This is a genomic window from Leptolyngbya sp. BC1307 (genome assembly GCF_002286735.1).
Taxonomy (GTDB): domain Bacteria; phylum Cyanobacteriota; class Cyanobacteriia; order Phormidesmidales; family Phormidesmidaceae; genus Phormidesmis.
Window position 1 is genome coordinate 55,739 of record NZ_NRTA01000018.1, and the last position, 21,785, is coordinate 77,523.

Annotated in this window: 21 protein-coding genes, 2 pseudogenes and 1 riboswitch; of the genes and pseudogenes, 14 read left to right on the forward strand and 9 right to left on the reverse strand. The window is 53.8% G+C overall.

Translation table 11 applies throughout. The features are described 5' to 3' along the window. Window positions 1–34 precede the first annotated feature (34 nt). From CKL79_RS11965 to CKL79_RS11980, 4 genes are all read right to left on the reverse strand, one after another. Window positions 35–274 carry a helix-turn-helix transcriptional regulator gene (locus CKL79_RS11965; protein ID WP_121969814.1) on the reverse strand — a complete coding sequence of 80 codons (240 nt, stop codon included), beginning with the start codon at window positions 272–274 and terminating at the stop codon, window positions 35–37. A gap of 420 nt (window positions 275–694) precedes the next feature. Beyond that, window positions 695–3,340: a CapA family protein gene (locus CKL79_RS11970; RefSeq protein WP_170944041.1), complete on the reverse strand. Its 2,646-nt coding sequence runs from the start codon at window positions 3,338–3,340 to the stop codon at window positions 695–697. Window positions 3,341–3,502: 162 nt separating this feature from the next. After that, the gene (locus tag CKL79_RS11975; RefSeq protein ID WP_170944042.1) at window positions 3,503–5,041 is read right to left on the reverse strand and encodes a serine hydrolase; all 1,539 of its coding nucleotides are present in this window, start codon (window positions 5,039–5,041) and stop codon (window positions 3,503–3,505) included. Between the two features lie 8 nt (window positions 5,042–5,049). Next, window positions 5,050–5,853, reverse strand: a complete 804-nt coding sequence (locus tag CKL79_RS11980; RefSeq protein WP_121969817.1) for an RNA methyltransferase — start codon at window positions 5,851–5,853, stop codon at window positions 5,050–5,052. Window positions 5,854–5,911: 58 nt separating this feature from the next. On the opposite strand from CKL79_RS11980, the gene CKL79_RS11985 reads away from it, so the two are divergent. Then, window positions 5,912–6,088: a DUF2256 domain-containing protein gene (locus CKL79_RS11985; protein WP_121969841.1), complete on the forward strand. Its 177-nt coding sequence runs from the start codon at window positions 5,912–5,914 to the stop codon at window positions 6,086–6,088. 105 nt (window positions 6,089–6,193) lie between these two features. Here the strand turns inward: CKL79_RS11985 and CKL79_RS11990 are convergent. Then, window positions 6,194–6,718 (reverse strand): annotated as a pseudogene (locus CKL79_RS11990) (HAD family phosphatase); the annotation flags it as partial. 128 nt (window positions 6,719–6,846) lie between these two features. Next, window positions 6,847–6,995: riboswitch (cobalamin riboswitch) on the forward strand. A 22-nt stretch (window positions 6,996–7,017) separates the two neighbouring features. Between CKL79_RS11990 and CKL79_RS11995 the strand changes: the two are divergent. The 7 genes from CKL79_RS11995 (at window position 7,018) to trmFO (ending at window position 11,978) form a co-directional block, all read left to right on the forward strand. Continuing rightward, window positions 7,018–7,674, forward strand: coding sequence for a HupE/UreJ family protein (locus CKL79_RS11995; protein WP_240518820.1), 657 nt, complete (start codon window positions 7,018–7,020; stop codon window positions 7,672–7,674). A 35-nt stretch (window positions 7,675–7,709) separates the two neighbouring features. Further along, on the forward strand, window positions 7,710–8,759 hold the full coding sequence (gene cobW, locus CKL79_RS12000) for a cobalamin biosynthesis protein CobW (RefSeq protein WP_121969818.1): 1,050 nt from the start codon (window positions 7,710–7,712) through the stop codon (window positions 8,757–8,759). A gap of 115 nt (window positions 8,760–8,874) precedes the next feature. Further along, entirely contained in the window at window positions 8,875–9,159 is a 285-nt protein-coding gene (locus CKL79_RS12005) for a hypothetical protein (protein ID WP_141242197.1), read from the forward strand. A gap of 63 nt (window positions 9,160–9,222) precedes the next feature. Further along, window positions 9,223–9,582, forward strand: a complete 360-nt coding sequence (locus tag CKL79_RS12010) for a nucleotidyltransferase domain-containing protein (RefSeq protein ID WP_121969820.1) — start codon at window positions 9,223–9,225, stop codon at window positions 9,580–9,582. Beyond that, entirely contained in the window at window positions 9,555–10,052 is a 498-nt protein-coding gene (locus tag CKL79_RS12015; protein WP_121969821.1) for a hypothetical protein, read from the forward strand. The genes CKL79_RS12010 and CKL79_RS12015 overlap by 28 nt, the downstream gene beginning before the upstream one ends. Window positions 10,053–10,093: 41 nt before the next feature. Continuing rightward, the gene (locus CKL79_RS12020) at window positions 10,094–10,537 is read left to right on the forward strand and encodes a GNAT family N-acetyltransferase (protein WP_121969822.1); all 444 of its coding nucleotides are present in this window, start codon (window positions 10,094–10,096) and stop codon (window positions 10,535–10,537) included. 52 nt (window positions 10,538–10,589) lie between these two features. After that, entirely contained in the window at window positions 10,590–11,978 is a 1,389-nt protein-coding gene (trmFO, locus tag CKL79_RS12025; protein ID WP_121969823.1) for an FADH(2)-oxidizing methylenetetrahydrofolate--tRNA-(uracil(54)-C(5))-methyltransferase TrmFO, read from the forward strand. A gap of 8 nt (window positions 11,979–11,986) precedes the next feature. Here trmFO and CKL79_RS12030 read toward each other — a convergent pair whose 3' ends face one another. Further along, window positions 11,987–12,673 (reverse strand): queuosine precursor transporter, encoded by a 687-nt coding sequence (locus CKL79_RS12030; protein ID WP_121969824.1) that lies wholly within the window; start codon window positions 12,671–12,673, stop codon window positions 11,987–11,989. Window positions 12,674–12,793: 120 nt separating this feature from the next. Here CKL79_RS12030 and CKL79_RS12035 point away from each other — a divergent pair, with 120 nt between their 5' ends. Beyond that, the gene (locus CKL79_RS12035; RefSeq protein WP_121969825.1) at window positions 12,794–13,726 is read left to right on the forward strand and encodes an alkaline phosphatase family protein; all 933 of its coding nucleotides are present in this window, start codon (window positions 12,794–12,796) and stop codon (window positions 13,724–13,726) included. Window positions 13,727–13,804: 78 nt separating this feature from the next. Next, window positions 13,805–14,473, forward strand: a complete 669-nt coding sequence (locus tag CKL79_RS12040) for an SOS response-associated peptidase (RefSeq protein ID WP_121969826.1) — start codon at window positions 13,805–13,807, stop codon at window positions 14,471–14,473. Here the strand turns inward: CKL79_RS12040 and cruG are convergent. Further along, window positions 14,434–15,681, reverse strand: coding sequence for a 2'-O-glycosyltransferase CruG (cruG, locus tag CKL79_RS12045; RefSeq protein WP_121969827.1), 1,248 nt, complete (start codon window positions 15,679–15,681; stop codon window positions 14,434–14,436). The genes CKL79_RS12040 and cruG overlap by 40 nt on opposite strands. Before the next feature lie 179 nt (window positions 15,682–15,860). After that, a complete protein-coding gene (cruF, locus tag CKL79_RS12050) occupies window positions 15,861–16,799 on the reverse strand; it encodes a gamma-carotene 1'-hydroxylase CruF (protein WP_121969828.1) in 939 nt (312 codons plus the stop codon). 651 nt (window positions 16,800–17,450) lie between these two features. On the opposite strand from cruF, the gene CKL79_RS12055 reads away from it, so the two are divergent. Continuing rightward, on the forward strand, window positions 17,451–18,506 hold the full coding sequence (locus CKL79_RS12055; RefSeq protein ID WP_121969829.1) for a fatty acid desaturase: 1,056 nt from the start codon (window positions 17,451–17,453) through the stop codon (window positions 18,504–18,506). A 72-nt stretch (window positions 18,507–18,578) separates the two neighbouring features. Here the strand turns inward: CKL79_RS12055 and CKL79_RS12060 are convergent, their stop codons facing one another. Then, entirely contained in the window at window positions 18,579–18,998 is a 420-nt protein-coding gene (locus CKL79_RS12060; protein ID WP_121969830.1) for a biopolymer transporter ExbD, read from the reverse strand. A gap of 233 nt (window positions 18,999–19,231) precedes the next feature. Here CKL79_RS12060 and CKL79_RS12065 point away from each other — a divergent pair, with 233 nt between their 5' ends. The 3 genes and pseudogenes from CKL79_RS12065 to CKL79_RS23875 all read left to right on the forward strand — a co-directional run. Then, window positions 19,232–20,074, forward strand: coding sequence for a sulfotransferase (locus tag CKL79_RS12065; protein ID WP_121969831.1), 843 nt, complete (start codon window positions 19,232–19,234; stop codon window positions 20,072–20,074). Continuing rightward, a complete protein-coding gene (locus CKL79_RS12070) occupies window positions 20,071–20,766 on the forward strand; it encodes a GNAT family protein (protein ID WP_121969832.1) in 696 nt (231 codons plus the stop codon). The genes CKL79_RS12065 and CKL79_RS12070 overlap by 4 nt, the downstream gene beginning before the upstream one ends. Before the next feature lie 191 nt (window positions 20,767–20,957). After that, window positions 20,958–21,785: pseudogene (locus tag CKL79_RS23875) on the forward strand (hypothetical protein); the annotation flags it as partial.

Consider the following 21,785-nt stretch of genomic DNA (forward strand, 5'->3'; position numbering starts at 1 on the left):
TTCATAGGGCATCAGTAGCTGTAGCTTTGGCCACTTAGCTGATATGGCTAACATTTCGCTGAATATACATCTGCAAAAAGATCTGTGCGGCGGAGGGTTCTAAGACATCTAGAGCATTAATGATGTCGGGAATAGAGTCCGCAAGGGGGTCACTCACTTCATTGACCCATTGGTTAACGGTAGAGCGAGCAACCCCCATCGTCACAGCCAACCGGTTTTGGCTGATGCCGTGCTCTTGGAGAACACACTTTAAAGCTTTACCTGCCCTTCCCATTTTTCATATCTCATATGAATGACTACGCCTGCGAGCCTGCTCTTCTGAACTGGCTCTACCAGACTGTTCATAACTACTGACCTCAGTGACAACAATCCTGAAGATTTTATACTGAAGTTTCAAGACTATGATCAGAGATAGCTCTGAACTAAGAAATGAATATTAGACAGTAATAGGACTGACACTGTGGCATTTTTTTTCCAGGTTATCTATGCTTTAAGCCCGAGACCTCTGTGAAGTCAGTCTTTTTTTGTGACGAAACCAATTGCCCAGAGCGACGCTCTGGGGCTATCACCGCTAGGCGATCACGACTGCTCAGGTAAGATGCTTACTGAAATGATTATGTATTAAAATAGCCGTCTTTCATCCGTGAAAACACAGCCATAGCAAAGCGCGGATATATTTGGGTCTGTTCAGGCTTTATTCGGCGCTGACTGGCTCAGAATCAGCGGGTACGGGTTCATCGACGGCAGGTAGAGCATCGACGGCAGGTAAAACAGATAGAGGGCCGACTAGAGGCTCTGCATAAGGGGCGATCACCTCAGATTCAGACGCAGCGTCATCAGCGGGCACAAGGGCTGGTTGGTTGGTTGGCTCTTCAGCGGCATAATCAGCCGCCGCTGCTGTCTCTGAAGTTTCTTCTGAGGCTTCCAAGTATAGACCGCTACTTTCCAATTCGCTGCCTGCGTCAGACCGACGATTGTTGACGGGCTCTTCAGCTTCTATCGGCCCCTCTGGCTGAGCGGGTGCTTCTATAGTGGGGGGAAGCTCGCGCCACGGCTCGGTTTGCTTTTCGCCCCAATCTTCTAACAATTTTTCATCTTGCCAGGGTGCGCTGACCGGCTGATCAATGAACGCATCGGTTTCCTCAGTTACTGTTGGTGCTGGCTCCGAGGAACGCGGGTTGCGTCTGACCGGCTCGTCTGATGAAGTTTCATCGAACAATGCCTTGGGCTCTGGCAAGACAGGGTTGGGAGCAGGGTCTTCGTAGTTTTCGTACGCTTCTAAGTTTTCTGCGGGCACTGACTCAGCCTGTGGAGATTTGGGCGGCTTGCCTACCTCTACAGGCGGCCAGCCGTCATCGGGTTCGACAGTGTTAACCTCAGACTCGGGCGAGTAGGTCTCAGGCAAGTAGGTCTCAGGCGGCAAGGTCTCGTCGGTGACTCCATCCCCATTAAACCCAGCCTCATCGCTAGAGGCAGACTCGTTGAGCTTCTGTGGTGCGGTCGGTACGGGGGTAGGCTTAGCCTCTAGCACGGCGGGAAAGTGCATCGGTTGGTCGAAGCTTTTGGACGCATCGCGGATGGTCTGGAGTATCGCGGCACCGTGCTCACCTGTGGCCATTTGCAGATGAGAGTCTTGAATCGTGACTGGCAAAAATTCTACTTTCATCTGATGATTGCGCAGTGAGACCTTGAGCGCTGCCGTATCGTGATCGGCTAAGGGCGCGCTGCTAAAGACAAAATCGCCCAGGGAGTAGGCGATCGCGCGATCGCGATAAATTTCTGCCCCTTGAATCTGGTTAGGATGATAGCCCACCACCAAATCAGCACCTGCATCTACCGCTTCTCGGGCCAGCGCCTTTTGCCAATCAGCCGGAACAGACGAGGTAGGCAGATTGGCCTGGGAAGTCTCTGACGAGGCGGTGTCAGCCTCCGGCAAACCCTCTTCCGGCGCTTCTAGCGGGTCTCCCCAGCGGTAGTTGACCACAATCCAGTCTACCTGAGGGCGAATGGCTTTGATATCTTCGATGATATACCGCTGGTCTTCGCTGCTGGTGAGGGCAACGCCTGCTTTATTGGCTTCGGCACCGCTGAGCGCTTCGGGGTTGTAGCCTAAATAGGCAATTCGCTGACCCTTCACTTCCAAAATTTCGGGGCGATGAGCTTCTTGCTGGTTGAGCCCGGCACCTACCCGGTAGATATTTTGCTGGTCTAGGGTTTCGAGCGTTTCGCTGAGCCCCTGAGTGCCGTAGGCCAGGGTGCCTTCGCTGGCCAGGCTGACAATGTCAATACCACCAGCCTTGAGCGTTTGTACCGCCTGCGGGCGTGTGCGGTGATAGAAGTCTTCTTGCAGAGAAGTGCTGGCATAGGCTAGCGGCTCCGCTAACCCCACCATGGCGACATCGGCCTGCTGATAAAGACTGACCCCCGAAAATAGCTGGTCGAGGCTATCGGCTTCTTCAAAAACGAAATCTTTGAGGCTAAGTTCACCGCCAAAGAGCAGGGTGATAGTCGGGTCGGCGGGCTGAGCGACCTGATCGTGCGGGATGACTGCGACGGTTTCTAGCGCGGCTTCGACAGTTCTCCCAGTGAACCGACTGGCCGAACGAAAAGCAACCGTTGTGGCCTCAGAGCCTTCAGGAAAGTCGTCGTCAGCGCTTTCGCCATACCAGGGAAGCGCTGTATCTGCTGAGGTAGCCACTGGCGCAGTTAGCCGACCGGCGAGCACTAGCTCAGTGAGTCCGCCAAACAAAAACGCTGCCGCCGCCGCTCCCGAGATAAAAGCGGCCCGAAAAAACTTGAACTGACTGCGAACCACCTGACGCGCTGCCTGGCTACGAGAAGATTCGTGTACTAGCTGAGGAGCCCGGTCTTGAGGAATTGCTGACCCGGTAGCGGCCTGGGTATCGGTTACCTGGGCATCAGCTGGCTGAGGTATCGCTGGCTGAACAGCAGCAGGCGCTGCCTGAGGTATTTGCTGAGGTATTTGCTGACGCTGTTTTTGCTGACGCTGGGCAGCAGTCGGAATCCGAACGCGCTGCTCCCAATTGGTTTTGTCTGTCCCTAACGGACGAGCAATCAGGTGAACGCCTTCAATCACATCGGAATTGAGCCGGTAGAGGCGATCGCACACAAAGCGAACCAACCGCTGTGGCTGAGGAACCCGCTCAAACTCCACCAAAATTCTGAGCCGACCCGGCACCTCATCGGCCAGTACCTGAGCGTATACTTGCTGCGACACCAGCGGTTCGTTTAACCAGTAGGCGATCGCTCGGAAATACCCCGCTGCTGCTAGCTGTGGAATATCTAATCCGGCAAAGCCCCAGGCGGTAGGGTCTAGCATAGGCTCTGGGGGCGCTATTGAGTTTTGGGGGGCGATCGCCATTGAGGAGCCTGCTCAAAATTGTTGTCTAATCGTCTGATAGATATCGGTAGATTGAGTGAACCGCACCCGCTCGTACTTGCCGTAGGAGCATACCCAGTTTATTTGATATTTTGCCATGCCTTAAAGATTTTCATCGACATAGGGTTCTTCATAAGGCGCTTCCAGGCTTTGACTCTCTTCTATGGCCTCCGGTTCGAGCGTTGGCGCTACGTCTTCTTCGCCCGTGCTGCTAGGGTCATTGGCCGGTGCAACCGCTGGCTGAACTGCTTGATCGGCTACCTGATAGATCCGCCCTGAAATGCGGCGAATCAGCTCTACGGCCCGACCATCGTTAGTGGGGCGCTCTACCAGTACAGCGACGATATAGCGTTTGCCATTGGATAGGTCTACGAGCGCGGCATCCCCCAGCACAGAAGCGATGTCGCCGGTTTTATTGTAAGTGAGGGCTTCCTTTTCTTCGAGTCCTGCTGCCAGCAGGCTTTTATTGTAAGTGCGCTGCAGAATGTTTAAGACGCGATCGCGCGATCGCAGCGTCAAAGTTTCGTCTTGCGTAACCAGCAGCAGCGTCTGGGCCAGGTCGCGGGCGCTAGTCGTATTCGTGCCGTCAAGATCGGGCAGCGGCCCGTTCAGCCGAGTTTTTTCCAGGCCGTAGGCGGCAAATTTGCTGTTTAGCGCTGCACTGCCACCGAGCAGGTCAATCATCATATTAGTAGCGGTATTATCGCTACTAACAATCATTTGAGTGGCCACTTCTAGCGCTGTAAACTGAGTGCCCGGCGCAGATACCTGCATTTCGCCAGAGCCGTCAGCCAGCTGATCCGGCTGAATGGTCATCGTCTGATTAGGATTGATGCGACCGGCGTCTACTTCTTCAAAAAAGGCCAGCAAGATCGGCAGCTTGATGGTGCTAGCTGCGGCGATCGCCTCACGCCCGGCCAGATCCACATAGTCTCCCGTATCTACATCGACATAAAAGAGCTTGGCTGTCAGCCCCGGATAGAGGTTGGGCAAATCCTCAAACTGAGCCTTGAGCGCGGCATTTTCTTGGGCGAGCGGAATCGCAAAGGCGGCTTTGGACTCAGCAGGCGGCGCTAATGCTGATTCGGTGCGGGCGGCGCTGCCAGAACTACTGCTGCTAGGGAGCACTGTGAGCAAAGTACCGCCAATGGCCGCAATTCCCAGACCGGCTACGACTAAGCGACCCAGATACAAAAGCGGTAAAGGAGCCTTGAGCGATCGCCGAGCAGAACGGCGGCGGGGACGCGCAGGCGATTCGGTGCGAGCATGCTGGGCGCGAGACGAGGCGGATCGTGGCGGCGCTGAAATCGCCCGCAGCCGAGTGGGAGCATTGCCTTTTGATTGGGCAGAGGCTAGGCCAGCGGGTGTACCGGGTGGGCGACGGCGATCACGGCGGCTGCGCCGGGGACGAGTCGGATTTTCATCGGGCGGGCGATCAGGTTTGCGGCTAGTCAGCTTGCTCACTGGCTTACCGACTGGCTGGCTACCGGGATGTTTAAGGAGCCGTGGGCGATTCGCAGGGATATGGTTAGAACCGCTGCCTTTAGCCGCTGAAGGGCCTCGGCTGCTCTGCAATGGGCCGATAGATTGACCTGAACCGGGAGAACCTGGACGGTTGCGCGAGCCGTTAGCATCTGTCATGACTAAAGTTAACCCTTCTTTGAATCTGATAGCGCCCATTCCATCTGTCTGAGGATACCTCTTAGTAGGGCAACTTCACGGGAGGACGGCGCGGCTCTGTGCAGCAGTAGCCTCAGCTTGCGCATGCGGCTAGGAGCGGTATGCGGATACAAATATCCCACTTTTAACAGTACGGATTCTAGATGCTGGTAGTACCCTTCCAGTTCTTTTAAGTCAGCGGATTCCGTCTGTTTAGCAGATAGGGGGGAGTTTAGTAAAGCTTTTTGAGGATTTTGTTGAGGCGGGGAGGGGGTAAGGCTGGCGCGGTGGAGTTCGTAGCAGCAGATGGCGACCGCTTGGGCGAGGTTGAGAGCGCTGTACCCGGCATCGGTGGGTATTTTGATGAACTGCTGGGCGTAGGTGAGTTCTTGATTGCTCAGCCCCCTGTCTTCGGGGCCGAATAGGATCGCGGCGTGACTGCTGGCAGCGGTAGAACTGGCCAAAAGTAAGGCGGGCAAGGCAGTTTCAGGTAGCTCCAGCGGCGCATCAAAACCGCGCTGGCGAGCGGTGGTGGCGATCGCCCACTGACAGCCCGCTAACGCTTCGGGAATAGTCTCCACCCGCCGAGCGGCCCTTAAGACATCATCAGCATGGACGGCCATTTGCAGCGCTTCTTCACCCAGAGGATCGCACTGCGAGTCAACTAAGACGAGCTGGGTCAGGCCAAAGTTTTTCATCACCCGCGCCACCGACCCGACATTGAGCGGGCCAGCGGGCGCAACGAGGACAATCCGTACCGAGGCTAAGGCTGCTTGAGACAATTCTTGCGACATAATTTAAAAGTCTACGTCAGCTTCTCCCTAACGTAATCAAAGCCCTTCTCTACACTCTATGGCCCGTCAACGCGCAAAGTCTGATCTGCCATCTAAAGTTTGTCCGGTGTGCGGACGCCCTTTCACCTGGCGCAAGAAATGGGAGAACTGCTGGGACGAGGTGAAGTATTGCTCTGAGCGCTGCCGCCGTCGGCGCAGTCAGGTTGATGAGGAGACGGGTGAGAGCAGCGTTTGAATGTAGGGATTCGGTGAAGTCGGCGACGGTCTCAACTGCGCCCACTTCTATGAGTTCTGCCTTGGCGTGCGTGGTGGTGACGCCGATCGTTTTGATGCCTGCCCCAACCGCTGAGCGAATACCTGCTGTCGAGTCTTCAAAGGCGATCGCTGCCTCAGCCCTAATCGACAGCTGATCTAAAGCAGTTTGGTAAGGCAGGGGGTCGGGTTTGCCTCTGGGCAAGCGCTCAGCAATCACTACAGGATCGAAAGTGTCGCTGAGTCCCAGTTCCTGGAGCATAAAGGTGGCGTTTTCTGGGGGTGCGTTGGTGACGACGGCGATCGCAAGTTCCTGGCGTTTAATCTGGCCTAGCAGCTCAAGTAAACCTGCTAAAGGGGTGAGATTTCCCTGGGCAGCGGTACGAAAGGCCGCTTCCTTATCAGCACTAAAAGCCTCGACTTCTGCCTTTGATAAATCGGGCAGAAAATTGGCTAAAATCGCTGCGTTTTGTCGTCCGCTGATCTTCTGACGGTAAAGCGCTCGGTCGAGGTCAACGCCGTGCTGGGCAAAGATCTTTTGAAATACCTGAAAATGAACTTTGTCGCTGTCTGTAAGGGTGCCATCGAGGTCAAAAATAACGGCTTTGAGCATGGATTTTAGTGTGGCTCTGGGGGCAAGGCGCGAGGCCGATGGTGATAGATCTTCACATATTGTGGAGCGAGTTGCCGTGATAGTCTAGTTAGCCTGAGACGTTTTAGATGACGGCGATTTTGGGTGAAAAAGCGATTTGCCGCCCTGGTTCGCTGTGATTTTACGGGGAAAGTTCGGTGAAAAACCGGCGCTGTCCCGCAACTGTGATGGATGAGAACTGTGTGAATGGTCACGCGGCTCACACCAAAGCCAGAATGCCCGTGCGTTTTATTTAACCTAAGCCCATCTGCGCGGTACAGATGCAAACGGTAATGATGCTCAAAAATATTTCGATGCGCGCGGGTATCGCCCGGGGCGGATTGGCGGCGATCGCCACCCTGATGCTAGCGACACCAGCATTGGCCCATCATCCTTTTGGTGGCGAAGCGCCCAAAAATGTATTCCAGGGGCTGCTCTCAGGCGTAGGGCACCCCATTATCGGGCTCGATCACTTTGCTTTTGTCATCGCTGTGGGTTTGCTGGCAGCCGTTTTAAGACGCGGGATTACGGTTCCTATCAGCTTTTTACTAGCGGCTTTGGCAGGTACGGGACTGCATTTGGCTGGATTGAATTTACCGGCTTCTGAACTGGTGATTTCTGCTTCAGTGCTGCTGTTTGGCATATTGGCCGTGACCCATCGTCGGTTAAATATATTGGCTGCGATCGCGCTGACGGCACTAGCTGGCATCTTTCATGGCTATGCCTATGGTGAAGCGATTATTGGGGCAGAGCCGATGCCGATAGTCGCTTATTTGGTCGGGTTTACGGTGATTCAGGGGGCGATCGCCTACGCTGCCTATGGACTCTCTCTACGTGCGCTCAATCAGAACCCTGCGGCTGGAATGACCTCTCTACGACAGGCAGGCTTCGTCATTTGCGGCGCAGGTGCAGCTTTTCTTGGCAGTTTACTGGTTTAAGGCCACTCTCTTTTAGGGAAACCCTATCAACAACCATGAGTAAAATACCCGTTACGGTAATTACCGGCTTCTTAGGAGCTGGCAAAACAACGCTTGTCCGCAATCTGCTGCAAAATACTCAGGGCCGACGCATTGCAGTGATTGTCAATGAGTTTGGCGAAGTCGGCATCGACGGCGAGCTGCTGCGCGACTGTCAGGTCTGCGATGAAGAAGACGATACAATCAACAACTCAAACAACATTTTAGAACTGGCAAACGGCTGTCTGTGCTGCACCGTCCAAGAAGAGTTTTTGCCGACGATGCAGGCGCTGATTCAACGGCGCGACCAGATTGACTGTGTGGTGATTGAGACTTCCGGCCTGGCGCTGCCAAAGCCGCTGGTACAGGCTTTTCGCTGGCCCGAGATTCGCACGGGGGCTACAGTTGACGGCGTGGTGACGGTTGTGGACTGTGAGGCCCTGGCCAACGGCGATTTGGTCGGCAATTTGGAAGCTTTAGAAGCGCAGCGTCAGGCGGACGACAGCCTCGATCATGAAACGCCAATTGAGGAGCTGTTTGAAGATCAGCTAGGCTGCGCGGATATGGTGCTGCTAACAAAAGCTGATCGGGTTAGCGCCGATCAGCTGACTAAAGTAAAAAAATGGCTGGCAGGCAAACTCTCTGACGGCGTAAAAGTGTTGCCCTGTCAGAATGGCGAGCTGAACCCAGACGTGCTGCTGGGATTCAACGCAGCAGTGGAAGATAATCTCGACAGCCGTCATAGCCATCACGACCATGAAGCTGAGCACGAGCACGATGACGATATCACTTCCGTGCCGCTGACGTTAGATCAGGAGTTTGAGCCTAAGGCTTTGGTACAAAAACTGATTCAACTGATCAACGAGCAAGAAATCTACCGCATTAAAGGATTTGTGACCGTACCGGGTAAAGCAATGCGGCTCGTATTAAATGGGGTAGGCAAACGATTTGATTACTTCTATGACCGACCCTGGCGCACCGATGAGCCCCGGCAGACAAAGCTAGTCGTCATTGGCCACGACCTGAACCCAGCAGGCATTCGGGCTATGATTGCAAACAAGGCTTAGCCATGCTGTATTCATAAAAATGTCGAACAAATCTCTGAAGGTATTCGTAATTAGCTGCTCGGTTCTCTTCGTTGCTTTAGCGGTAGGGATTAGGGCAAGCCTCCTTCAGCGAGCTTTGGATCATTACGTTTACGACAACAGAAACCACTATCTGCCTTGCCGAAAACTACCGTCTGGAACTGAAGTTAGAGCGGTGGTGAAAGCTCAGCAGGAACTCATTCAGCAGATTGAGCTGGTCAATCCTGACGGTACGAATGTATATGTCGTTCAGAACGCTAAGTGTCCTGAAAAGGCCGACATTTTGATAGACTACCCATCTCATCGAAATAGGTTAGAAATAGAGCAGCTGATCGATAGCGATACGTTTCACGGCGTGCCCTACAGACTGCGAAACTACTAATATAACTATCTTAAAACGCTTGTCAGCATTGCCCTCTGACCGACATTGCCCCACCTCTCTACGATGACTTTTCCTACGCCTTTACTCGATGCTAGGTTTGCCAGACAAAAAGATTGTGATGAGCAAGCGCGCCAGCAAATTTTACAGATGACCCAGCACTGGCTAGGGAACCACGCGGCTCGCTACGGTATCAAGGGGGGCTACATCTTTGGCTCAGTGACGTTGCCGGATCGGTTTAGCGATCGCTCCGACGTAGATTTAGCCGTCGAAACCCATAAAACCGGGGACATCTGTGCGCTGATGGGCGATCTATCCATGCATATCAATCGGGACGTAGATTTGATACCGTTAGACCAGTGCCATTTTGCTGACAAAATTCGCCGAATTGGGCTGCCATGGACACAGAACGCATCGCCGGGCTGACTGCAGAAATAAAAGGTCAGCTTTGGCTGATGCAGAAAGTAAGCGATTCTCCGTGGGAGAGGCTGTGCCAACGCCTGCAATCTAGGGTCAACGACGGCTTAGATACCCCTGGTCAGCTAGATAGCGTCGCCTACCAAATCCACAACCTTTACTGTTCAGCAGAGGACTTGCTGAAGCTAATTGCCAGCTCCTTTGAAAACCAGATTGGCGCTGGAGGAGACTGGCACCGGGTGATGCTGCTGCGGCTGAGCCAACCGGTTGAGGGAATTCGGCCTGCGTTTCTATCCGCCACATCGCTGGAGGTGATGAACAAGCTCAGAAGCTTCCGCCATCTCATCAGGCACGCCTACGGTACGGAGATTGAGCTGACTCAGCTACAGGCAAACCTCAGTGCGGCCCAGCGGCTCTATGGCTTGCTCCAACAGGATATCAATATTTTTCTAGCACAGCTTACTGATACGAGCAGCTAATAGCGCACTTTTCAGCTGAAAGTTAGTCGAGGAGATCAGCCGTGGAAATCATATCAGCGAGCCTTGAACATCTAGAAGAGGCAGCGACGCTGTTTGATCAATATCGCGTTTTCTATGAGCAGCCTTCAGATCTTGCAGCGGCAAGACAATTCCTCAGAGCGCGTTTTGAAGCTGAGGACTCTGCTATATTTTTGGCTCGTGAAGCGACTGACAGCGTTGGGTTTGCTCAGCTCTACCCTGGTTTTTCTTCCGTGTCCATGAGGCGAATCTGGATTTTGAACGATCTGTTTGTGAGGCGATCGCACCGCAAACAAGGCATCGCCAAGCTACTCATGAGCGCAGCAAAAAACCACGCGAGAGAGACAGGCGCGGTTCGGATTGGCCTATCTACCCAAACGACTAACGCCCCAGCCCAATCTCTCTATGAATCCCTTGGCTACAGAAGAGAGCAGTCGTTTTATCACTACACCCTGCCACTTGTATAGCGCTGACCCTTAGAATAAAGCAGCGACACAAGATAGCCAATTGAGAGTAGCGATGAGTGACAGACAGCCCATTCATGTGATTGGCGGAGGATTAGCCGGAACGGAGGCAGCCTGGCAGATTGCTAGGGCTGGGGTGCCGGTGGTGCTGCATGAGATGCGGCCAGTGAAGACTTCTCCGGCCCATCATTCGGAGCACTTAGCTGAGCTAGTATGTAGCAATTCTTTTGGGGCGATGGGGACTGACCGGGCCTCCGGGCTACTGCACGAAGAACTGCGGCGGCTGGGGTCAGTGGTGATTGGGAAGGCAGATGAGCATTCGGTGCCTGCGGGCGGGGCGCTGGCGGTAGACCGGGGCGTGTTTGGTCAAGATCTGACGGCGGCGCTAGAAAATCATCCGCTGATAGAGCTGCGACGCGATGAGGTGCAGCGTATCCCCGCAGAGGGTGTGACCGTGCTGACGACCGGGCCGCTGACCAGTCAGGCGCTGAGCGAAGACCTGGAAAGGTTTGCGGGGCAAGCCTATATGAGCTTTTTTGATGCGGCCAGTCCGATTATTATTGGCGAGTCGATCAATCAGAACATTGCGTTTATGGCATCTCGCTACGACCGGGGCGAGGCGGCGTATCTGAACTGCCCGATGGATAAAGAGCAGTATCTGGCTTTTTATACAGCGCTGTGCGAGGCGGAGCAGGCAGAGCTGAAGGACTTTGAGCGAGAGACAGCGAAGTTTTTTGAGGCTTGTCTGCCGATTGAGGAGATGGCGCGGCGCGGGGAAGATACAATGCGCTACGGGCCGCTAAAGCCGGTGGGTTTGTTCGACACCGAGAAGTATGGGGCGTTTGATGCGCCGGAGAATAAGGTACGTAAGCCTTACGCGGTGGTGCAGCTACGGCAGGAAGATAAGGCCGGGCAGCTATGGAATATGGTAGGCTTTCAGACCAATCTGCGGTGGGGTGAGCAGAAGCGGGTGTTTCGGATGATTCCGGGGCTGGAGAATGCAGAGTTTGTGCGGATGGGAGTGATGCACCGCAATACGTTTATCAATTCACCAGAGCTGTTGAACGGATCTTTGCAGTTTAAGGTGCGGCCTACGCTATTGGCAGCGGGTCAACTGGTAGGGACTGAAGGGTATACGGCGGCGATCGCGGGTGGCTGGCTAGCAGGCACAAACGCCGCCCGAATTGCGCTGGGCCAAACGCCGGTGTCCCTGCCGGTGACGACCATGCTGGGGGCGCTGGTTGACTTTATCAGCTCAGCAGAACCGAAACACTTTCAGCCGATGCCGCCGAACTTTGGCATTATTCCACCCCTGGCTAAGCGAGTGAGGAATAAGCGAGAACGGTATGGGGTGTACCGCGATCGCGCCTTTGCCGACCTGCAATCCTGGGCGACTGAAAATCACGTCGCTTTAGAGCAGCCTGTATTGAGAGCGATCGCCTGATCAACCCTCTAGTCAACTGTCTGTTGGGGGCGAAAGTGAAAGGGATTGAAGTTTGTGCGGCGGTCGTAGTAGTCTTCTTGCTCCTGCTGTTTTAGCCAGCCAGTCAGCCAATAGGTAACGGGCGTAAAGAGAATTTCTACGCCGCACTTGAAGACGTAGTTAGAGACAACCAGCGTGATGATTAGCGAGGCGGGGAAGAGACCCCAAAAGGCAATCACAATAAACAAAGCCGTATCGAGCACCTGACCGACCAGCGTAGAAAAGATCGTCCGCAGCCAGAGCCGTCGCCCCTCGGTCGCCACCTTCAGCTTGGCTAGAATAAAAGAGTTAGAAAATTCGCCCACAGAATAGGCGATCAGGCTGGCGATCACGATGCGCGGCGTCAGTCCTAAAATTTGGTCATAGGCCGTCTGGTACGTCCAATCGGACGCGGCAGGTAAGGCTCCGACAACGATGAACGTTACAGACATGACCAGGGCAGCGATAAATCCCGTCCAGATGACCTTGCGCGATCGCGCATAGCCATATACTTCAGTCAAAATATCGCCAAAGATATAGCTCAGCGGAAATAACAGCGTGCCGCCATCAAAGGTAAAGAAACCAAAATCGACAATTTTGGTAGAGACAATATTAGAAACCAGAAGAACCGTGACGAACAGCGCTGTAATCGTGTCTAGATGCTTAAATCCACGCATTGCTAATTTTGCATAGGGAACAGGGGCTCTCAATTATAGACTTTGATCAGGTTCGACACTGTTTGAAAGCTTTCCGGTATCCTGCTTTAATCCAAGGCTCCAAAAAATGGGCTCCAAAAAATGTCCGATGCCAAGTGCGCTCACTCGTCACCGAGCTTTCTACTGTTGTTTTTAGATGGCGTTGGGCTAGGTGAGGCGGGCGCAAATAATCCGCTGTCAGCCCTTGAGGCCACGCCTTTTTTGACAGCGTATTTGGGACAGTCCTTAGTGGCTGAGGCGGCAGCGCTGCGATCTGGTGTCCTTTTCAAACCGATTGACGCTACTTTGGAGGTGCCGGGTTTGCCACAGAGTGCAACGGGCCAAACCACGATTTACACCGGGCAAAATGCCCCAGAGTTTTTAGGGAAACACCAGTCGGGCTTTGCTAATGGCTCTTTGCGGCAGCTGATTGACCGCTATGGCCTATTTTCTCAAGCGCTAGCTTTGGGGCGGACGGCGACTTTGGCCAATGCCTATTCTCCCGAGTATTTTTACGCCATTGCTGAGCGCAGACGCCGTTACTCAGTCTGCACACTATTGAATCTTTCGGCAGGGCTGCCGTTTAGAATGCAGTACGAATACGACCAGGGAGAGGCGATTTTTTGGAATATCATTGGCAACGCAGCGCCTGATCAGCTGAGAAAACCCATCTCACCTGCCACCGCCGGGCAGCGGTTAGCCCAGCTAAGTGGACGGTACGGAGTAACGCTGTTTGAGTGCTATCTGTGCGACTATGCGGGCCATGCACAAGATTGGGAGCGAGCGGTTACCTACTTGCAGCGAATAGATGCGTTTTTAGAAAGCGCGATCGCTCATCTCCCGCCCCATGTCACGCTAATCATCACTAGCGACCACGGCAACGTAGAAGATCTTTCTACCAAACGCCACACGCGCAACCCCGTGCCGCTAATAGCAATCGGCCCTGAAGCAGCAGCGTTTGCCAGGGTTAAAGACTTGACTAGTATCACACCGCAAATTCTGTCAAAGATGGCGATCGCGCAACAGCGATTCTAAAATTCTGTCCATAGCCAGGCGGCGAAATGCCATGCTGCTGAGTACAGTCAAGCAGTGACTCAGTGAGACGGTGCTGCAATGTGTGGACGGTTTACGCAAACTTCCTCGGGTGAGGCGATCGCCCAAACCTTCAGCTTAAAAAACACCCCTGACCCACAGCCAAAATACAATATTGCGCCTTCTCAGCCGGTAGCAGCGATCGCCCAGCCTGAAGACACCCGAGAATATCGCATTTTTCAATGGGGACTGGTACCCGCCTGGTCAAAAGATCCCAGCATCGGCAATCGCATGATCAACGCGCGGGCCGAGACCGTCGCCGAAAAACCCTCCTTTCGGGCAGCCTTCAATCGGCGACGCTGTCTGATCTTAGCTGACGGCTTTTACGAATGGCAGCGCACCGGCAAGCAAAAGCAGCCCTACTACATTCAGCTTAAAAACCAGGAGCCCTTTGGCTTTGCGGGTATTTGGGAGCAGTGGGAAAGCGGCGACGGCAGCTATCTAGAAACCTGCGCCATTCTCACGACCGAGCCCAACGAGCTGATGCAGTCTATTCACAATCGGATGCCGGTGATCGTCCATCCGCAAGACTATGAGACCTGGCTAGATCCTGAGCTGCAAGCGGGTAGACACCTGCAGGCAGTGCTGCGTCCTTACGAAGCTGAGGCTATGCGCCTGTATCCGGTCAGCACCACCGTTAACAATCCTCGTCACGAGACACCGGAGTGCGTGGAACCGTTGGCCTCGTAGCTGCTGGCCGGAGCGCGCTTGTGATAGGTGCGTCCGCGCCACTGAATTGTGGTCTGTAAGGAAGATAGAAAAATGCGTAAGACGGCCAGCGGATCGGCTAGGGGAGAAAGCCAGAAGCACAAAGCCGGCGAAAACAGCTTTGGAGGGCGGTCGTAAGAGGAGGCGATCGCCACCTGCATGCCCCATCGCACCAGCAGCAAGAATACATTTAACCCTACTGCCATTTCTGAGACCAGGCTGCGCTGAGCCGTTAGTAACCAGGGCGAGCACAGCAGTACGAGCAGCGGCAAAGCTTGGGTACTCACCAACAGAGCCAGATCTCCCCAGAGCTGAGCGGGCGTCGTCGCATCTTTGAGGTCAAGCGATCGCCCCCAACCCTCCCAAGTCTCGCGCACCCCCTCATACATGCGCACGCTGATCACCTGAGCGCCGTCTAAAAAGCCCACCTTAAACCCGGCAGCCGCCGCTACTCGCGCCAGCGTCACATCGTCACAAAAAGAACTAGCCGCGCAGCTATAGCCCTTGAGCTGAGTGAGAACCGAGCGCCGTGCTAAAAAGCACTGCCCATTCGCCATGACGCGCTCCGGCGCAGCCTCTCGCACCCCGGCTGAGTCAAACCGATAGATCAAAGTCATCAGCAGAGCGGGCTGTAGCCACCATTCGCCAGCAGAGTGCAGCTTAAAGCGGGGAGAGAGCGACACCATGTCATAGCTCTGCGCTTCGGCCTCGCTGACAATAGCCGATACTAAGCCCGGCTGCGGCTGAGTATCGGCGTCAATGCCCAGCACCCACTCGCTCTTAGGCGAACTGGCTAAGAATCCTGACTGTAAAGCCCAAGGACGACCGACCCACCCAGATGGCAGCGGTGAATCGGTAATTAAACGAATCCGAGGGTCTTGCTGGGCGAGTGCCTTCACTTTCTCGGGCGTTCCATCTTCAGAGCGGCTATCTACCACGATGATTTCTCGCACTTCCGCGCCCTGCCGCCGCAACCCCACCAGGCAGGGCTGAATGCGATGGGCTTCATTCAGCGTCGGCACGACGACACTGACCGTTTGCGCCTGACCGCTACTCGACCGGGGAGCAATGGGCGGCTGCCGGCGGGCTCCTCTCAGCAGGCGAGAGAGCAAAATAGCCGTAAAGGGAACCTGCAGTAACAGCAATCCAAAAGGTAACACCCCAGTTTCTAACTCAGTCAGCAGATACATATTTAGCGTAATAATCTTGCGTTTTGGTTCCCCTTGCCAAGGGGAACCGTAAGGGAGGGGTTTTCGATAAGTCCGCTACACACCGAGACCCCTCCGTTGGTTCCCCTTGCCAAGGGGAACCAGTCCTAAGGTTTTGATATTGCGGTGTTGGCGTGCGATAAACGGGTACGTCAGCAGGCTCATTCGGGAGCCTTGTAAAGAGACGCCACTAGTCCGCCAAACCGGGGCAGGGAGTCAGCCTCGCCTTGCTGCTGCGCTAGCTGATAAAGCCAGAGAACAGGAAAAACACCCAACAGCAGACCCAGAAGAATCGGCGGATAAATTTTGCCATCGACGCTAATCAGCGCGGCAAAGGCGAAGTTGCTCAGGTAGATGCCGAGCGGGAGTTCTAGCGGCAAGGCCGACCACTGCTCAGGTTTGGCCTGCCAGAGAAGAGTGGCGATCGCCATAAACACCACACCCGTTCCAAACCAGCCCGCAAAGTTTTGATAGGGCATACCAAAGAAAGCACCGGGCTGATCCCAGGCCCAAAAAGGCATCGTGGTCTGGCTCATAGCCGGGTCTAAGACAAAATCCCAAGACGTAAGCAGCAGCGAACCGAAGGCGATCGCCCCCAGCTTTGCTAGCGGGCGGCTGACCAACGACTGCAGGCCCATGTAAGCAATGATGTAGGCGCTGAATCCGAGATAGAACCAGGACAGGGGGATGGTGAAAGGCACCAAACCGGCAATTTTGTAGCCGAGGCCGCTCAGATAGTGATAGTGCCCAAAGGGAAAGCCCGTGCTGGTGCCCATCAGCTCAGCGCCCAGAGAGAGCACTAGCGCCGAAGCCATAAAGCTGAGCCAGTGCCACAGCCCCAAGTGCCGGTAGGCATAGACCGCCACCGCCGCCGTCCCCGAAATCATATAGACCGCTCCGCCGCCTGCCATTGACCAGCGAAAGGCAGTGCGACCAATCTCAGGGAGCTGGGCAATAAAGCCAGGATGGGGCAGCACCAGCAGCAGCCCGGCTAGGCCAAAAACGAGCGAGACAATGTGGACAATAAAGCAGATGCGCTGGACAAGCTGGAACCGGCTAGTCAGCGGTGGAGACGCTGGCGAGATCAAAAAAGATTTCATAAAGCTCAAAATCCTCTAAAAGGGCAGACAAAACGCTCAAATCTGACAGATAAAATTAACCGCATCCATATTCAAAAACTGTAGTTTTTGTAGGAAACCTCAGGGCTTCCGCCTGAATGTGGCTTGGCTTGCCGAAATGATCGCTCATCTTTGCTGAAATCACACTCCACCATGACGCAAAATCCAGACTTTTGCACAAACCTGCTGCTGAGAATGAACCGCCAAACAGTGCTCAAAGGGTAGTCGCAATCGGAGCAGATGATCACGCTAGATAGAGACGCTATTAGGCAGGTCACGAGTAGCTGATAATGGCATATCGCCTGGAGCTAGACGGTGATAAAGTCACATCTGGCGGTAATTGCGCTGCTGACAAGATCAACTGCAAGCGTTTTATGGGCTTAATGTAGCAAGAATCGGCTGATTATAAATTAAGCAAATAAAAAGAATGCCAGCAGCGCTGCTTCGATGCCATACAGTGACAATCCAGTTAGTCTTAATCTCCCGCAATGTAGTATTGTGAATTTTTGCAAATCAGCTCTCATCTCCAATTGCTGACAGCGAAACGTCTGCCCTCAGCTTCTAGACCTGGCATTTAGCCCTGGTAGTTAAGCAAAGGGGGCGCGGTCATTGTGTCAATTAATCAGGTAATCTGTGCAGTTAAGTACCCGGCCCGCTAGATTTGCAGACTCTTCTCCCACCGAAGATCTTCCTTTTACGCTTAAAGATTTGAAAGATGCTATTCCCGACTACTGCTTTACGCCTTCGGCAAGCCGCTCTTTAGCTTACTTTTTTCTCGACATTGGCCTGATCAGTGGGCTTTACGCGCTGGCTTATCATCTCAATTCCTGGCTTTTCTTTCCCTTTTTCTGGGTAATGCAGGGTACCCTATTTTGGGCTTTGTTTGTGGTGGGTCATGACTGTGGGCACGGGTCGTTTTCTAAGCATAGATGGCTCAATAGCTTGGTCGGTCATCTCAGCCATACGCCGATTTTGGTGCCCTATCATGGTTGGCGGATCAGTCACCGCACTCACCATGCCAACACAGGTAATATCGATACGGATGAAAGCTGGTATCCGCTCTCTCAAACGACCTACGACCGGATGAGTGGGCTTGATAAGGTAGCCCGCTTTAGTCTGTTTTTGTTTGTTTATCCGCTGTATCTATTTGTGCGATCGCCTGGTCGTCATGGTTCTCACTTTTTGCCAAGCAGCCCACTGTTTCGCCCTTCTGAAAAACGGGATGTGATTACCAGCACAGTGCTCTGGAGCCTGATGGTGACCGGGTTAGTGTGTGTAGGTTTTCACTTTGGTGCGGCCTTCTTGTTCAAGTTTTACGTAATGCCATATCTAGTATTTGTCGTATGGCTCGATCTGGTCACGTTCTTGCATCACACCGAGGCCGACATCCCTTGGTATCGCAACGATAGCTGGTATTTTCTTAAAGGCGCGCTCTCTACGATTGACCGTGACTACGGCATATTTAACAATATTCACCACAATATTGGCACCCACGTCGCGCACCATATCTTTTTGAATATGCCGCACTACTATCTCAAAGATGCGACTGAAGCGCTCAAGCCAGTTTTGGGAGATTACTACCGCGAGTCTAAGCGCTCTATCTGGTCTAGTCTCTGGCGATCTAACCGGGACTGTGTGTTTGTGCCGGATGAGGGGCAGACGGTTTATTTTCAGCGATATAAAAAGTGATCTGTTAGGAAATAAGGAGACAGGAGACAGGAGATAGCGCAACTTCTGTTTACTGCCTCCTGTCTTCTCTTCCTAAGATTGAGTGGTCGCAATCCCCAGCCGCACCCCTTCCACTTTCCGCAGCTGATCCATCGCGGCGACCACTCGTCCGTGTGGAGTAGTTTCATCAGCGCGAATGGTGACGAAAATGGGCTGATTGGGGGCGATCGCCTCCCCCTCTCGAAAAGCCTGCACTCGATCAGCTAATGCCGCTAGCTCTACCGCATCGTCGCCTAAAAAGAGTTCTCCGCCTGATGTAATCGTCAGGGTCAAGTTCACCTGGTTTTGAGGCGTTGCTGTCACCGCCTGAGGCAGATTGACCGGGAGCCCTTCGGCTTTGGTCAGGTAGAGCGTAGTCATGATGAAAAATGCCAGGATCGCGAAAATCACATCGATCATTGGCAAGATGTTTACGCTGGGGCGACTGGCTTCATTGTCTTCGGGTAGGCGCATGAGAAGGGCGGGGAATGAGTAGAAGCTGATGGCAAGGTAATTTGAGCGGCGGCGGCTCAAATACACAGCGTTGATGCCTGTAGTCTCTATGTAGCATAGGTATCGCGCGAGACTTCAAAGATCGTGTGGTTCTATGGATTTTTTTGCTTAATCTTACTGCAATACTGAGCAAGGCTTGTTCAAATTTGAGCAAGTCTCATTTGATTAAAGCTATTGATTAGAGCTATTCCTCTATGCTTGATAAGCGGCTGATTTGTGTCACTGGACTACCCCGATCTGGGTCTACTTTGCTGTGTCAGCTTTTGGGCCATCATGCTGATATCTATTGCACGGGCCATAGTTCACCGCTTTGCCCTACTATTACAGGGCTGCGGCAGCACCTGAGCGATAGTGATTTTATGCGATCGCAGCTAGATATCGATTTTGATCTATCCTACCAGCGGCTAAAAAATGCCTTTGGCGGGTTTGTAAACGGCTGGTTTGCTGAAACTGACAAAGCCTGGACAGTCGATAAAAACCGGGGCTGGCTTCATCATATTGAAACGGTTCATCATTTAGCGCCCGATTTTCGGATGCTGGTGTGTGTGCGCGAGCTAGGGCAAATCTATGGCTCTGTAGAGACTCAGCATCAGAAGACGCTGCTGCTCGATTTTCCCGATCATTTGGCTAATCTCTCTCGCATGGATCGCGCCGACCAGTTGTTTGCAGCTCAGGGAGTCATCGGTCAGCCGCTGGGCTCCATCGAAGCGCTGCAAGATATTGACGCTCAGCTTCAGCAGCAGCTTTACTATGTGGTTTTTGAGCATTTGATGCAAGAGCCAGTAGCGGTGATGCAGGGCGTTTATGACTGGCTAGGCTTACCGCCTGCTGCTATCGATCCGCAGAATCTGACGGTGCAGCTACATGAGAGCGACAGCTATTACCGCTTCAAGTATCCTCATGCGAGACGATCGCACATCCAGCCACCGCAGACGCATCTGGTGCCGCAGCGAATTCAGCAGCAGATTCAGCAGCGTTTTCCCTGGTTTTATCAAACGTTTTATCCCGGTTTGCTAGAGCCAGAGGTGCGCTCATGATTACTTCGGTGCCGCTGCTGCACGAGAGCCGCTCCCTTCAGCTCAGGCGCACTGTGCCGAACGATGCTTCGCTGTTGTTTCAGCAGGGCTTTAGCCAGCAAGAGTTTATGCGGCTTTTTCGCCTGAATGATGCTCCGGCTAGCGAGGCTGAGGTGTATCAAAACCTGGTGCGCCGTCAGCAGATTCCCGCTCATCAGGAGACTTATCTAGAGCTATTGATCTGTCATCGCCGTTACGGTCCGATTGGACTCTGCGCCCTGGCCGATCACTCTGCGCTTCACCAGCGAGCCGAATATCTGGTTGGCCTGTTCGATTCGGCGCGGCGGCGGGTAGGTTATGGCATAGAAGTGACGCTGATGGTGTTGGACTTAGCCTTTAACGCCTATCACCTGCACAAGGTCTATGCATCAACTTACGCCTATAACCTACCTGCACAAACTGGTCTGGTAAAGATGGGCTTTCAGCTAGAGGGGCAGCGCCGCGACCACATTTTTGACCGGGCCAGTCAGCAATTTGTAGACCTTTACGACTACGGCATGACTGTTGATAACTTCCGCCAAAATCAGAGACTTGTGCCCCTGTCGCAGCGTTTATTACAGCGTGATATTACCCCGCTAGACTCCTCTTTAATGCTAAGGCCAAAGAGCATTTCTTCAGCGGCATCTGGCAGTCGCATTCTCCAATCAATCTAGTCTTCGCGGCGGTTATATCGCGTCTTTGATGTGTTCGTTTGCTAGGGCTGGAGCGATTTCTTCTGGCTGTGAAGTGCCCCGCTTCAATTTGTGCAATTGCATGAAAGATCTGTACCCATTGCTGGGTATCTTATGCTGCTCGCTTTTGACAAATACTATCCGACTTGCTTTAAGGTCGAAAGACAGAAAATATGGCTAGTTTCAACGACGTAGATACTTTTTTAGAGCTGCAAGATGCGATTACCAACTCTAAGAACAATGGTCAAGCCGACACTATAAACATTACTGGAAACATCTCCTTAACGGGTTTGCTGCCGCTGATTGAAGAAGACACGGGGCTGACTATTAATGGCAGCAATTTTAGCGTTGATGGTGGCGGTGCCAATCGTCTCTTCTTTGTCAAAAGCGGTACGGTGACTTTTGATAGCCTAACCTTTGCTAATGGTTTGGCCCAGGGCGGTGCGGGTGGCGGTGCGGGTATGGGCGGTGCCCTGTTTGTCTATGATGGGACAGTCTCTGTTGCCAACAGTGCTTTTGCAAATAATCAGGCGATCGGCGGCGGCGGCGGCTTCGGCAACGGCGGCGGCGCAAGTTTTGTTGATCATGCCCTCGCGAATAACGGCACTTCTGGTTTGAACGGCGGCGGCGGCAGTAATGGCGGGGCTGGCACCGATGGTGGTTTCGGCGGCTCCGGCGGTAAAGGCGGCTTCGGCGGCGGCGGCAATGGCGGCAATGGCGGCAATGGCGGCAATGGCGGCTTCGGCGGTGGCGGCGGCAAAGGCGGCTTCGGCGGCGGCGGTTCCGGCGGCGGCAATGGCGGCAATGGCGGCTTCGGCGGTGGCGGCGGTAATGGCGGTTACGGCGGTTACGGCGGTTACGGCGGTTACGGCGGTTACGGCGGTTACGGCGGCGGCGGCGGCGGCTTCGGCGGCGGCGGCGAAGGCGGCGGCAGTGGCGGCAATGGCGGCTTCGGCGGTGGCGGCGGTAATGGCGGTTACGGCGGTTACGGCGGTTACGGC